General features: G+C 42.2%; 15 protein-coding genes. 3 read left to right on the top strand and 12 right to left on the bottom strand.

Features of this window, described 5'->3' with window-relative positions; translation table 11 throughout:
* Positions 1–4: 4 nt before the first annotated feature.
* The 3 genes from ilvD to HC728_RS16040 all read left to right on the top strand — a co-directional run bounded on the left by ilvD (position 5) and on the right by HC728_RS16040 (position 3869).
* Complete coding sequence (gene ilvD, locus HC728_RS16050; RefSeq protein WP_017018725.1) at positions 5–1846, top strand: dihydroxy-acid dehydratase; 1842 nt, start codon at positions 5–7, stop codon at positions 1844–1846.
* Positions 1847–1850: 4 nt separating this feature from the next.
* The gene (ilvA, locus tag HC728_RS16045; protein WP_190395747.1) at positions 1851–3383 is read left to right on the top strand and encodes a threonine ammonia-lyase, biosynthetic; all 1533 of its coding nucleotides are present in this window, start codon (positions 1851–1853) and stop codon (positions 3381–3383) included.
* Positions 3384–3659: 276 nt separating this feature from the next.
* A complete protein-coding gene (locus HC728_RS16040) occupies positions 3660–3869 on the top strand; it encodes a cold-shock protein (RefSeq protein WP_005421580.1) in 210 nt (69 codons plus the stop codon).
* Positions 3870–4009: 140 nt separating this feature from the next.
* On the opposite strand, the gene glmU is transcribed toward HC728_RS16040, so the two are convergent.
* From glmU to HC728_RS15980, 12 genes are all read right to left on the bottom strand, one after another.
* Complete coding sequence (gene glmU / locus HC728_RS16035) at positions 4010–5368, bottom strand: bifunctional UDP-N-acetylglucosamine diphosphorylase/glucosamine-1-phosphate N-acetyltransferase GlmU (RefSeq protein WP_017018723.1); 1359 nt, start codon at positions 5366–5368, stop codon at positions 4010–4012.
* 218 nt (positions 5369–5586) lie between these two features.
* Positions 5587–6009: a F0F1 ATP synthase subunit epsilon gene (locus tag HC728_RS16030; protein ID WP_005421584.1), complete on the bottom strand. Its 423-nt coding sequence runs from the start codon at positions 6007–6009 to the stop codon at positions 5587–5589.
* Between the two features lie 18 nt (positions 6010–6027).
* Positions 6028–7431 (bottom strand): F0F1 ATP synthase subunit beta, encoded by a 1404-nt coding sequence (gene atpD / locus HC728_RS16025; protein WP_005421586.1) that lies wholly within the window; start codon positions 7429–7431, stop codon positions 6028–6030.
* A 33-nt stretch (positions 7432–7464) separates the two neighbouring features.
* Positions 7465–8331 (bottom strand): F0F1 ATP synthase subunit gamma, encoded by an 867-nt coding sequence (atpG, locus tag HC728_RS16020; RefSeq protein ID WP_063644955.1) that lies wholly within the window; start codon positions 8329–8331, stop codon positions 7465–7467.
* Positions 8332–8376: 45 nt separating this feature from the next.
* Positions 8377–9918 carry a F0F1 ATP synthase subunit alpha gene (gene atpA / locus HC728_RS16015; protein WP_065595599.1) on the bottom strand — a complete coding sequence of 514 codons (1542 nt, stop codon included), beginning with the start codon at positions 9916–9918 and terminating at the stop codon, positions 8377–8379.
* Between the two features lie 13 nt (positions 9919–9931).
* On the bottom strand, positions 9932–10465 hold the full coding sequence (gene atpH / locus HC728_RS16010) for a F0F1 ATP synthase subunit delta (RefSeq protein ID WP_005421590.1): 534 nt from the start codon (positions 10463–10465) through the stop codon (positions 9932–9934).
* A 17-nt stretch (positions 10466–10482) separates the two neighbouring features.
* Positions 10483–10953 (bottom strand): F0F1 ATP synthase subunit B, encoded by a 471-nt coding sequence (gene atpF, locus HC728_RS16005; protein WP_005421591.1) that lies wholly within the window; start codon positions 10951–10953, stop codon positions 10483–10485.
* A gap of 55 nt (positions 10954–11008) precedes the next feature.
* The gene (atpE, locus tag HC728_RS16000) at positions 11009–11266 is read right to left on the bottom strand and encodes a F0F1 ATP synthase subunit C (protein ID WP_005372317.1); all 258 of its coding nucleotides are present in this window, start codon (positions 11264–11266) and stop codon (positions 11009–11011) included.
* Positions 11267–11324: 58 nt separating this feature from the next.
* Entirely contained in the window at positions 11325–12137 is an 813-nt protein-coding gene (gene atpB / locus HC728_RS15995; RefSeq protein ID WP_005421592.1) for a F0F1 ATP synthase subunit A, read from the bottom strand.
* 8 nt (positions 12138–12145) lie between these two features.
* Positions 12146–12535, bottom strand: coding sequence for a F0F1 ATP synthase subunit I (locus HC728_RS15990; protein ID WP_005421593.1), 390 nt, complete (start codon positions 12533–12535; stop codon positions 12146–12148).
* Between the two features lie 188 nt (positions 12536–12723).
* Positions 12724–13608: a ParB/RepB/Spo0J family partition protein gene (locus HC728_RS15985; RefSeq protein WP_065640458.1), complete on the bottom strand. Its 885-nt coding sequence runs from the start codon at positions 13606–13608 to the stop codon at positions 12724–12726.
* Complete coding sequence (locus HC728_RS15980; protein ID WP_005421597.1) at positions 13601–14398, bottom strand: ParA family protein; 798 nt, start codon at positions 14396–14398, stop codon at positions 13601–13603. Before HC728_RS15980 ends, HC728_RS15985 begins: the two co-directional genes overlap by 8 nt.
* Positions 14399–14412 lie beyond the last annotated feature (14 nt).

The following is a 14412-nucleotide window of genomic DNA, read 5'->3' as shown; positions in this document are numbered from 1 at the left end:
AACAATGCCAACTTATCGTTCAGCCACCACAACTCACGGACGTAACATGGCCGGAGCACGCGCTTTATGGCGTGCAACTGGCGTTAAAGAAGATGACTTTGGTAAACCCATCATTGCTGTTGTTAACTCATTTACTCAATTTGTTCCGGGTCACGTACATCTTAAAGACATGGGACAACTTGTTGCTGGCGAAATAGAAAAAGCCGGCGGTATCGCCAAAGAGTTTAATACTATCGCCGTTGATGATGGTATCGCTATGGGTCACGGTGGCATGCTTTATTCTCTGCCATCACGCGAACTCATTGCAGACTCTGTTGAATACATGGTTAATGCACACTGTGCTGATGCTATGGTATGTATTTCTAACTGCGATAAAATTACCCCAGGAATGATGATGGCTGCAATGCGTCTTAACATTCCAGTGATTTTTGTGTCAGGCGGCCCAATGGAAGCAGGAAAAACTAAGCTTTCAGATCAAATAATCAAACTGGATCTTGTTGATGCAATGATCCAAGGTGCCGATCCCACAGTTTCCGATGCTCAAAGTGAGCAGATCGAGCGTTCTGCTTGTCCAACTTGTGGATCGTGTTCAGGAATGTTCACGGCTAACTCAATGAACTGTTTAACCGAAGCACTCGGTTTATCTCAACCAGGTAATGGCTCAATGCTCGCTACTCACGCCGATCGCGAGCAGCTGTTTATTAATGCTGGTAAACGTATTGTTGAATTAACAAAGCGTTATTATGAGCAAGATGATGAATCAGCACTTCCAAGAAATATTGCCGACCGTGCTGCATTTGAAAATGCCATGGCACTTGATATCGCAATGGGTGGTTCTAGTAATACCGTTCTTCACCTTTTAGCTTCCGCTCAAGAAGGCGAAATTGATTTCGATATGGGTGACATTGATGAGATGTCTCGTCGAGTACCTCACTTGTGTAAAGTCGCTCCATCAACACCTAAATACCATATGGAAGATGTTCACCGAGCAGGTGGTGTAATGGCTATCCTTGGTGAGTTAGATAGAGCAGGGCTTCTGAACAATCAAACAAAAACGGTTCTTGGCTTAACCATGCAAGAGCAACTTGCACAATACGATATTATGCAAACTGAAGACGAAGAGATCCTTAAATTCTTCCGGGCAGGACCAGCAGGGATCCGAACAACAAAAGCATTCTCGCAAGATTGCCGTTGGGATCGCCTTGATGACGACCGAAAAGAAGGATGTATTCGAACCAGAGAAAATGCCTTTAGCCAAGAAGGTGGTCTCGCCGTTCTATCTGGCAATATCGCGGTTGATGGTTGTATTGTAAAAACCGCCGGCGTTGATGAAGAAAATCTAAAATTCCAAGGTCCAGCCATTGTTTTTGAAAGCCAAGACTCAGCGGTAGAAGGTATTTTAGGTGGAAAAGTTAAAGCGGGTGAAGTCGTTGTTATTCGCTACGAAGGTCCAAAGGGTGGTCCGGGTATGCAAGAAATGCTTTACCCAACCACTTACTTGAAATCAATGGGCTTAGGCAAAGCATGTGCGCTTCTCACTGATGGTCGATTCTCTGGTGGTACATCAGGTCTATCTATAGGTCACGCATCTCCAGAAGCTGCAAGTGGTGGCACAATAGGTTTAGTTAACGATGGTGATATCATTACCATCGATATCCCAAGCCGCTCAATTACGCTTGATGTACCAGAATCAGAACTGCAAGCTCGTCGAGCGAAACAAGATGAACTCGGTTGGAAACCTGTGAATCGTCAGCGTGAAGTCTCTTTTGCACTAAAAGCCTATGCAAGTATGGCAACCAGTGCAGATAAAGGTGCTGTACGTGATAAATCGAAGTTAGAAGGGTAAGCCTATGAGCAACTCTTCATATCAAACTGGCGCAGAATATCTGCGTCAGATCTTACGAGCACCAATTTATGAAGTGGCAACAGTAACACCACTTCAAGATATGCCTCGTTTATCTGAGCGCATTAACAACCGAGTTCAGTTAAAGCGAGAAGACCGTCAACCAGTTCACTCCTTTAAACTTCGTGGTGCTTACAATATGGTTGCAAATCTAACCCAAGAGCAAAAAAATGCTGGGGTTATTGCTGCATCTGCAGGAAATCACGCTCAAGGTATGGCGCTTTCAGGAACCAAGCTAGGCATTCAAACGACAATTGTGATGCCCAAAACGACACCTGATATCAAAGTTGAAGCCGTAAAAGGTTTTGGTGGTAATGTGGTTCTACATGGCAGTAATTTCGATGAAGCCAAAGCAGAAGCAGAACGCTTATCACAACTCCATGGTTATACTTTTGTACCTCCGTTTGATCACCCACTGGTGATTGCAGGTCAAGGAACAATAGGTATGGAGATGCTGCAACAAAATGGTCATCTCGATTATATCTTTGTACCTGTTGGTGGTGGTGGTTTAGCCGCGGGTATTGCAGTGCTAATAAAACAACTCATGCCTGAAATAAAAGTCATCGCTGTTGAGCCTGAAGACTCTTCTTGTTTAAAAGCGGCTTTAGATGCTGGTGAGCCTGTCATTCTTGATCAAGTGAGTATGTTTGCCGATGGTGTCGCTGTTAAACGTATTGGTGATGAAACTTTCCGTCTATGTCAAAAATACCTTGATGGCCATATCAGCGTATCAAGTGATGAAATTTGTGCTGCGGTAAAAGATATTTTTGAAGATACAAGAGCGATTGCAGAACCCTCAGGGGCATTGGCATTAGCTGGTCTGAAAAAATTTGCAGATCAATATCAATTAGAAAACAAACAACTAGGAACCGTACTTTCTGGTGCAAACACTAACTTCCATGGTTTACGTTACGTATCTGAGCGCTGTGAGCTAGGTGAAAAACGAGAAGGGCTATTGGCTGTTACTATTCCTGAACGTCAAGGTGCCTTCTTTGAGTTTTGTAATCTGATTGGTGGTAGAGCTGTTACTGAATTTAACTACCGCTACAACGACGATAAGCTAGCTAACATTTTTGTTGGTGTTCGCTTACAAGAAGGGCAAGAAGAGCTTGATAACATCATTAATGATCTACAAAAGGGAGAATACCCGGTTGTTGATTTATCTGATGATGAAATGGCTAAGCTGCATATACGTTATATGATTGGTGGTAAACCATCAAAAACAATGCAAGAGCGTTTATACAGTTTTGAATTTCCAGAATACCCAGGAGCACTCGTTCGCTTCTTAAGTACTTTAGGTACTCACTGGAATATCAGTCTCTTCAATTATCGTAACCACGGTGCAGATTATGGACGTGTGTTATGTGGTTTTGAGCTAACGGATTCTGATCTTATTAGTTTTTCAAAACACCTTGAAGAGCTTGGTTATCAATGGAAAGATGAGACAGATAATCTAGCTTATCGATTCTTTTTATCCTAAGACCGTACGGCGTAATAAGGCTAAGTAAAATTTAGCCTTATTTTCATTCAAATTTGAAATTATGCTATACAATCGGTTAAAAAATGCTATTATTTTGCTCGGCCTGTAAACAGACCTATTTATCTGTAATATTATGCTTTTGAAACCTTCGTTATACTGCTTTACCAGTTATGCTTGAAGCTTTTTATACATATGTTTTACCTCAAATAAATAATTCTTTATGGCTACAACTTCGCATTATGCGAATTATTTAATTTAAAAAAATTAGGATTTATTATGTCTAAATCAACTGGTATCGTTAAGTGGTTCAACGAAGAGAAAGGTTTCGGTTTCATTACTCAAGATAACGGCGGCGCTGACGTATTCGTTCACTTCCGTGCTATCGCAACTGAAGGTTTCAAAACTCTGAAAGAAGGCCAAGCGGTAACTTTCACTGTTGAACAAGGTCAAAAAGGCCCACAAGCTGCAGACGTTACTCCAGCTTAATTCGAATTTTTCGAATAGAATTTTTAAAAATGCTGACTTCGGTCAGCATTTTTTTTATCTCGATTCTGTCTATAGACTAGACAGATATAAAAAAAGAAGCCTAATGGCTTCTTTTTTACTATCAATAGATTATCTATTAATTATTTTTTAGTTGGACGCTGCCAATTAGCAATGCGGCGCTCTTTAGCTCGGCTGATGTAAAGTTCATTTTCATTCACATCTTTAGTCACTGTAGAACCAGCACCAACCGTTGCACCATTAGCAACAGTAACAGGCGCGATTAACTGACTATCAGAACCAACAAACACGTCATCACCAATGATCGTCTTAAATTTATTAGCACCATCGTAATTACAAGTAATCACACCAGCACCTACATTTACACGCTTACCAATTTCCGCATCACCAAGGTATGTTAAGTGATTCGCTTTAGAACCTTCACCTAAACGAACGTTCTTCACTTCAACAAAGTTACCAACGTGTGCATCATTACATAATTCAGCACCAGGACGTAAACGAGTAAATGGACCAACCGTACACTCTTCACCAACTGTAGCACCTTCAATTACACTGTAAGGACGAATAACTGTATTATCATCGATCTCACAATCTTTAAGTACACAACCCGCACCGATAACCACGTTATCACCTAACGTTACATTACCCTCGATAATTACGTTTGCATCAATCTCGATATCCATACCGCATTGTAATGTACCACGAAGATCAAAACGGCTTGGATCTCGAAGCATAACACCTTGCTCTAATAACTTTTGAGCTTGAGCTGCTTGGTAAGCTCTTTCTAATCGAGCTAGCTGAGCGCGATCATTTACACCTTCAACTTCAATAGGGCTAACAGGGTGAACAGCTTCGACTGCACGACCTTCATCATGCGCTGCTGCAATAATATCGGTTAAGTAATATTCACCTTGCGCATTTTCATTTTTAAGTGCTGCTAGCCAACGTTTTAAATCACCGCCTGTAGCAACCATTACGCCCGTATTAATCTCTTTGATGAGCTTCTGTTCTTCAGTTGCATCTTTCTGCTCGACAATCGCGATTACAGGGCCATTACGACGAATAATACGTCCATAACCCATAGGGTTGTCTAGAACTACGGTTAGTAAAGCAATGCCGCCAGTAGGTTGTGCATCTAATAAGTTTTCTACGGTTTCAGCACTAATTAATGGAACATCACCATAAAGAACCAGTACTTTTTCATCATCAGCAAATTCTGGTGCAGCTTGGTTTACAGCATGGCCTGTACCTAATTGTTCAGCTTGAAGAACCCACTGAACACGCTCTTCACCCAATTCAGCTTTCATCTGATCACCACCGTGACCATACACTAAATGAATATTTTGAGCGCCAAGTCCTTCACATGTATCAATAACATGTTTGGCCATAGGTTTGCCCGCTAAAGTATGAAGTACCTTAGGTTTATTTGAGTACATGCGAGTGCCTTTACCCGCTGCTAAAATTACTGCACTGAAGTTCATGAAAAGCCCATTCTATTATTATGCTGACTTAATTTGCCTAGCTTGTTAAAAACCAAAATACGAAATCCATTACTTACTAACGCAATAGATAATGGAGTTGATACTAAAGGTAAATTATATGCTAAAAAACCGATCTTCGGGTGAGATAAAAATAAGAAATAAACAAAATTCAAAAGAAAAGGCGACCAATTGGCCGCCTTCTTTCTAATGGTGCTTGATTAACGCGAACGTTTTGTCAGCTCGATAACTCGAAGCTGTGCGATCGCTTTAGCCAAATCACTGGCCGCTTGAGCGAAGTTAATGTCGCCATGCTGATTTTGGATATTCTCCTCAGCCTTGCGCTTAGCTTCTTCTGCCTTAGCTGCGTCTAGGTCTTCACCACGGATTGCGGTATCTGCAAGAACAGTTGCCGAACCAGGTTGAACCTCAACAATACCACCAGAAACATAAATAATTTCTTCGTGGCCATGTTGTTTAACAATACGCACCATACCAGGCGTGATAGCGGTCAGCAGCGGTGTGTGTCCATGGAAAATACCAAGTTCACCTTCGCTACCGGTCACCTGAATCGTTTCAACCAGTCCTGAAAATAACTTTTTCTCAGCACTTACAACGTCTAGGTGAAAGGTCATTGCTGCCATATCGCCTCCTAATCAGCCTTATAGCTTCTTCGCCTTCTCAAGCGCGTCTTCAATCTTACCGCAGTACATGAAGGCTTGCTCAGGAACGTCATCGTAATCACCAGCAAGTAGACCTTTAAAGCCAGCTAATGTGTCTTTAAGTGGTACGTAAATACCTGGGTCACCAGTGAATACTTCTGCTACGTGGTAAGGTTGAGTTAAGAACTTCTCAATCTTACGAGCACGAGATACAACTTGCTTATCTTCTTCAGATAGCTCGTCCATACCTAGGATAGCAATGATGTCTTTTAGCTCTTTATAGCGTTGTAGTGTCGATTGAACACCACGAGCCACATCATAGTGCTCTTGACCAACAACTAGTGGATCAAGTTGACGAGATGTAGAATCTAACGGGTCAATCGCTGGGTATAGACCCATTGCTGCGATATTACGGTTAAGTACAACTGTCGCATCTAAGTGAGCAAACGTTGTTGCTGGAGATGGATCCGTCAAGTCATCCGCTGGTACGTATACTGCCTGTACAGACGTGATAGAACCTTGCTTAGTTGACGTGATACGTTCTTGAAGAACACCCATTTCTTCAGCTAGTGTAGGTTGGTAACCTACCGCTGATGGCATACGACCTAGAAGTGCTGATACTTCAGTACCTGCTAGTGTATAACGGTAAATGTTATCAACGAACAACAGAACGTCACGACCTTCGTCACGGAAACGCTCAGCCATTGTTAGACCAGTCAGTGCAACACGTAGACGGTTACCTGGTGGCTCGTTCATTTGACCGTAAACCATTGCTACTTTTGACTCTTCAGGTTTTTCGATGTTTACAACACCCGCTTCCTGCATTTCAAAGTAGAAGTCATTACCTTCACGAGTACGCTCACCTACACCTGCAAATACAGATAGGCCAGAGTGTTGTAGTGCGATGTTGTTGATAAGTTCCATCATGTTAACGGTCTTACCTACACCTGCACCACCAAATAGACCGATTTTACCACCCTTAGCGAATGGACATACTAAATCGATTACTTTAACACCGGTTTCTAGAAGTTCAGTCGAGTTTGACTGCTCTTCGTAGCTAGGTGCTTCACGGTGAATTGCGTAATGCTCTTCAGCATCAATATCACCACACTCATCAATCGCGTCACCAAGAACGTTCATGATACGACCTAGGGTCTTAGTACCTACTGGTACAGAAATTGGTGCACCAGTATTTTCTACTGTTAAGCCACGACGTAAACCATCTGAGCTACCCATTACGATACAGCGCACAACGCCGCCACCGATTTGCTGTTGTACTTCAAGAACAAGACGTTCTTGTGCATCAACAACATTCAGAGCATCGTATACACGAGGTACTTCGCCCTGTGGGAACTCTACATCGACTACCGCACCGATGATCTGTACGATCTTACCTGTAGTCATCGTTAATCCTCTAAACTGTTTAAATACCTATGCTTAAACCGCTGAAGCGCCTGAAACAATTTCAGAAAGCTCTTGTGTAATCGCCGCTTGACGGGCTTTGTTATACACAAGTTGCAGTTCATCAATAATGTCACCAGCGTTATCCGTCGCTGCTTTCATCGCAATCATTCGCGCTACGTGTTCGCAGGCTAAATTCTCAACCACGCCTTGATATACTTGTGATTCAACATAACGAACCAATAAAGCATCTAGTAGTGGTTTTGGCTCAGGCTCATAAATGTAGTCCCAAGCATGAGTGCGTTGCATTGCTTCATCTTCAGATTTAGGCAAAGGAAGTAATTGTTCAATAGCTGGCTCTTGTACCATAGTGTTGATGAACTTATTGTTCACAACATATAGTCGATCCAACTGGCCTTCATCGTATTTCTTTAGCATCACGCCAACAGTACCGATCAGTTCTTCTAGGCTAGGGTGATCCCCAAGGCCTGAGTTCTGAGCGACAACGTTACCGCCGTAGCTATTAAAAAATGCTGTTGCTTTTGAGCCAATAACGGCTAAATCAATTTCAACACCATCTTCTGACCATGTTTTCATTTCTGCCATGACTTTCTTAAACAAGTTAATGTTTAAGCCGCCACACAGGCCACGATCACTAGAAATAACGATGTAACCAACACGCTTAGCTTCACGTTCCTCAAGATACGGATGACGATACTCAAGGTTACCAAGCGCTAAATGACCGATTACTTTACGCATTGTGTCAGCATATGGACGAGACGCTTCCATCGACTCTTGCGAGCGACGCATTTTTGAAGCGGCTACCATTTCCATTGCTTTCGTGATCTTTTGAGTGCTTTTTACACTCCCGATCTTGTTACGAATCTCTTTCGCACCGGCCATCGTTACTCTCCGTTTTCGGGTGACCCATTACAGGCCACCAACGAATTACCAGGTCTGGGTTGCTTTGAAATCTTCAACCAGTTTCACGAACTGAGCTTCAATTTCATTATTCCAAGCACCCGATGTGTCGATCTCTTTTGCTAGATCGGCAAACTGACCACGAGCATACGACAGCAATGCTTCTTCAAAATCTGCAAGCTTAGCAAGCTCAACATCTTTCAAATAGCCTTTTTCAGCTGCGAAGATAACTAAAGCTTGGTCAAAAACAGACATTGGAGCGTACTGTTTCTGCTTCATAAGTTCAGTTACTTTCTCACCATGGTCTAGCTGCTTCTTAGTCGCGTCATCAAGATCAGATGAGAACTGAGCAAACGCTGCAAGTTCACGATACTGTGCAAGAGCAGTACGAATACCACCAGACAGTTTCTTAATGATCTTAGTTTGTGCAGCACCACCTACACGCGATACAGAGATACCAGGATCTACCGCAGGACGAACACCAGCAGTGAACAGTTCTGTTTGTAGGAAGATCTGACCATCAGTAATCGAGATTACGTTGGTTGGTACGAATGCAGATACGTCACCAGCTTGAGTTTCGATGATAGGTAGGGCAGTTAAAGAACCTGTTTTACCTGTCACTTCACCGTTAGTGAATCGCTCAACGTACGCTTCACTTACACGAGCAGCACGCTCTAGTAGGCGAGAGTGTAAGTAGAATACGTCACCTGGGAATGCTTCACGGCCCGGTGGACGTTTCAGTAGTAGAGAGATTTGACGGTAAGCTACCGCTTGTTTAGATAGGTCATCATAAACAATCAGAGCATCTTCACCGCGGTCACGGAAGTATTCACCCATCGCACAACCTGAGTACGGTGCAAGGTATTGCAGCGCAGCAGATTCAGAAGCCGATGCAACAACAACGATAGTGTTTGCTAGTGCGCCGTGCTCTTCTAGTTTGCGAACTACGTTAGCAATTGTTGATGCCTTTTGGCCAATCGCAACATAGATTGAGAAAATACCAGAATCTTTCTGGTTAATGATCGCATCGATCGCCATTGCTGTTTTACCAGTTTGACGGTCACCGATGATTAGCTCACGCTGACCACGGCCGATTGGGATCATTGAGTCAACTGACTTATAGCCAGTTTGTACTGGTTGGTCTACTGATTTACGATCGATTACACCAGGTGCAATCACTTCTACTGGAGAAGTCAATTTAGCTTCAATTGGACCTTTACCATCAATTGGCTCACCAAGTGTGTTAACAACACGACCTAGTAATTCAGGACCAACAGGAACTTCAAGGATACGACCAGTACCTGTTACTTTCATGCCTTCCTGTAGGTCAGCATATGGGCCCATTACTACCGCACCAACTGAATCACGATTCAAGTTAAGTGCTAGCGCGTAACGGCCACCCGGTAATTCAATCATTTCGCCTTGCATTACATCAGCAAGGCCGTGGATATTGATGATACCGTCGCTTACCGACACGATAGTACCTTCATTGCGAGCTTCAGTTACAACGTTGAATTTTTCAATACGTTGTTTGATTAGATCGCTAATTTCCGTGGAATTAAGTTGCATGCTCCATTCCCCATCAAGACTGCAATGTTTCGCTCAGACGACCTAAACGGCCACGTGCTGAGTTATCAATGACTAGGTCTCCGGCTCGAATAATAACCCCTGCTAGAAGGGTCTCATCTACGCTACAATTCAGCTTCACTTTACGCTCTAGACGAGCTTCAAGTTTGGCACCAATGTCAGCTTTCTGCTGCTCTGTTAGTTCAATTGCAGATGTAACATCTGCATCAATCACTTTTTCAAACTCATGTTGTAAAAGGATAAATTGCTCTAACACTCCTGGTAGAACTTTCAAACGACCGTTTTCAGCCATTACATGAATTAAGTTCTGTCCAAACTCGTTCAGTTGTTCGCCACAAATAGAAATAAAAATTTCAGCTAATTGCTCTGATGCTACTGCACCATCCAACAATTGAGCGACGTCTTTATTTTTCGCGACTTCTGAACAAAAAGTTAGCATTTGAGCCCATTGGCTCAATTCGCCTTTTTCGACCGCAAAGTCAAAAGCTGCTTTCGCGTAGGGGCGTGCGATGGTTGCCATTTCCGACATATCTTGGCCCCTTTTCTTTACAATTTCGCAGTGATGTTATCAAGAATATCTTTCTGCGCTTCTACATCAATAGAACGCTCTAAGATTTTCTCGGCACCGATCACAGCCAGAGTTGCAACTTGTTTACGCAGTTCATCGCGGGCACGGTTGCGTTCAGATTCAAGTTCAGCTTCACCTTGTGTAAGAATCTTCTGGCGTTCAACCAGAGCTTCTTCACGAGCTTCGTCTAAAATTTGACTTTTACGCTTGTTAGCCTGTTCGATGATCTCAGTTGCAGCGCGCTTTGCTTCTTTTAATTGATCAGAAGCATTAGCTTGTGCCAAATCAAGGTCTTTAGCTGCGCGTTCAGCGGCAGATAAACCGTCAGCAATTTTCTTCTGACGTTCCTCGATCGCTTCCATGATTGGTGGCCATACATATTTCATGCAGAACCAAACAAACAGTGTAAAAGCGATTGCTTGACCAAGCAGAGTTGCGTTCATATTCACAACAGCTACCCCTCGTTAAGAATCAGCTACAAAAATTCAATTAGCAATGGCTGGATTAGCCTGCTAGTTGACCAACAAATGGGTTAGCAAATGTGAATAGTAGCGCGATAACGATACCGATCATTGGAACCGCATCCAATAGACCAGCGATGATGAACATCTTAACTTGTAGCATTGGAGCCATTTCAGGTTGACGAGCTGCGCCTTCTAGGAATTTACCGCCAAGAAGTGCGAAACCAATCGCTGTACCAAGTGAAGCAAGACCTACAATAATGCCCACGGCGATTGCAGAAAAGCTCAGTAAAGTTTCCATTTACTTTCTCCAGTTTTATGTTGTCGGCAAAGTGCCATTGATAAATAAATTGTCTAAATTAGTGATCAGAGTCTTCATGTGCCATCGACAGATATACGATAGTCAGCATCATGAATACGAAAGCCTGAATCAAAATAACCAAAATGTGGAAGATAGCCCAAGGTAGTGCACCTACCCATTGTAAATACCACGGTAGCATTGCCGCAATAAGAATAAACACCACCTCACCAGCAAACATGTTACCAAACAAACGCATACCTAATGAAAGAGGTTTCGCTAATAGCGAGATAACTTCCAATAGTAGGTTGAATGGAATCATTATTGGGTGATTAAACGGGTGAAGTGCTAATTCTTTAGCGAACCCACCAAGTCCTTTCACTTTGATGCTGTAATAGATCATCAATGCAAAAACACCTAACGCCATTGCCATAGTGATATTCACATCAGCAGAAGGAACCACTTTAAGATAAGGGATACCCAACCAATGCTCTGCAGGATATGGTAAGAAATCGATAGGAACTAAATCCATCAAGTTCATTAAAATAACCCAGCAGAAGATAGTTAGTGCCAGTGGGGCGATCAACGGATTGCGTCCATGGAAAGTTTCTTTTACGTTGTCAGCAACGAATTCCACTATCATTTCAACAAAACATTGTAGCTTTCCTGGTACTCCTGTTGTTGCTTTCTTTGCTACAGAACGAAAAACCCAAAGGAATAACATCCCTGTAAACACAGAAAAGAACAGGCTATCTATATGTACGTTCCAGAAACTTGCTTCATCAGCTACCAGACCTAGCTTAGCTAAAGATAGATTTGTTAAGTGATGCTCAATGTAACCAGATTGTGTTAGCGCTTCGCCTGGCGCAGCCATAACTTTTCCTATTTTCTGTTGTTAATAAAGAGAACTGGTGCAAAGATATTAATACCTAGTACCAGCAAATAGGTTAGTTTGAGGGGAACAAGTTCCACCTCCATATACACGTAGGCAACAGAAAATAAGACTACTGTAATCAGAATTTTTAGCACTTCGCCAGTATAAAAAGATACTGCAACCTTTTTAGCAGCTCTTGCTCCACTGAACATAAATGCACACCCTGCAAATACCGCATTAGCAATGACAAAAATGCCGCCACCAATGAGTGCAGAGATCCCCCAGCTAGCACTAACGGCTAAGCTCATTCCTACTGCCATAAAAATAACCACGCTAAGCTGGATCATTATGAGTCGTTTGGCTAGCAAACGGCCTGGTCTGGCTAACGTAGTTACCATGTATTCTTCCTTTAAAGCATCTTTGCTTTGATTTAAATCAAGTTAAAACAAAGATTTTACAAAAATTATACGTTGAGCTGATATGAATGCAATCAAATAGCATTAAAAAGTTACATTTATGAGAACATAACGGTGACTTTTACGACGTAAAGTACGGTTTTTATATCAACACACGTTTTATATCACATTTAGCTTTCTAGCTTTGCGATAAGTTGTTCTAATTTGTGAGCCTCGTCAAAGGTAATCGTTACCTTTCCTTTACCCGCTGCATTTCGACTTATCACAACTTTAGAGCCAAGAGTTGATGATAATTTATCCGAAATTGTCATCATTTCAGTATCAACTTCTTTTGGTTCTTCCTCTTTTTGAGGAGCCAATAGCTCTTTTACTTTTTGTTCAGTTTGACGAACAGTCAGCTTCTTTTTGATTACAAGGTGAGCTAATTCAACTTGCTGTTCATTTTCTAATGCTAACAATGCACGAGCATGACCCATCTCAAGTTCTTTCTGTTCAACTAAGCTTTTCACTTCATCAGTCAATGCATTTAAACGCAATAAATTCGTTACTGTAGTTCGAGACTTACCAATAACATCTGAAATTTGTTGATGAGTTAATTCAAATTCTTGTTGTAAACGCTCTAATGCTTGTGCTTCTTCAATCGCATTCAAGTCTTCACGTTGAATATTTTCAATTAAAGCCATTGCGATTGCGGCTTTATCTTCAACAGATTTAACCACACATGGAACGTGTTTTAAGCCTGCTTTTTTAGCGGCACGGAAGCGTCGTTCGCCAGCAATGATTTCATATTGTTGAGGTGCAACTTCACGTACAACGATCGGTTGAATGATACCTTGAGAACGAATAGAAGCAGAAAGCTCTTCAAGGGCTTCTTCTTCCATTACTTTACGAGGTTGATATTGACCAGCACTCAATTGGTGAATGCCTAACTCAACCAATTGAGCATCTTTAGAAATGGACTCGCTTTGTGCAGCAGCTGTCTGCTTTTCACGTGCAATTGAACTTGTTGCTAATAGGGCATCTAATCCTTTGCCTAAACCACGTTTATTACTCATGAATTTCTGTTTCCCTTTCTTTTTCCATTTCGTCACGGCGAATTATCTCTCCGGCAAGGGCTAAATAAGCCTTTGCACCATTTGAGTATTTATCATAATACATTGCAGGTTTACCATGACTAGGCGCTTCTGCTAGGCGAACATTTCGAGGGATCACAGTGCGATACACTTTTTCACCAAAATGTTTTTTCAATTGATCAGATACATCATTCGCTAAGCGATTACGAGGATCAAACATGGTTCTAAGCAACCCTTCGATCTTTAAATCAGCATTCACTACAGCGGCTAATTTACCTATGGTATCAATTAAAGCCGTTAGTCCTTCAAGTGCGTAATACTCACATTGCATAGGAACTAATACAGAATCAGATGCTGCCATGGCGTTAATTGTAAGGAGATTTAGAGCGGGAGGGCAATCGATAAAGATGAAATCATAGTTACCACGAATTGGGTAGATCATGTTGCGCAAGCGAACTTCTCGCGCAAACACTTCCATTAACTTGATTTCAGCAGCAGTCACGTCACCATTGGCAGCAATTAAATCATAGCCACCAGAGGTTTCCTCTATCACAACTTTGTCAAAAGGCACTTCGTCAACCAACAACTCGTAAGCGGTTGCATCCACATCATATTTATCAACACCACTGGCCATGGTTGCATTGCCTTGGGCATCAAGGTCAATTAATAAGACCTTTCGATGTGTTGCAGCCATTGATGCTGCAAGATTCACCGCTGTTGTTGTTTTACCTACGCCACCTTTCTGGTTCGCAATAGAGATAATTTTTCCCACACTAACCTCATTCC

It is taken from the genome of Aliivibrio sp. S10_S31, assembly GCF_014694495.1.
GTDB lineage: Bacteria > Pseudomonadota > Gammaproteobacteria > Enterobacterales > Vibrionaceae > Aliivibrio > Aliivibrio fischeri.
Note: the sequence above shows the minus strand (reverse complement) of the source record. Positions and strands in the feature narration are given on the sequence as shown.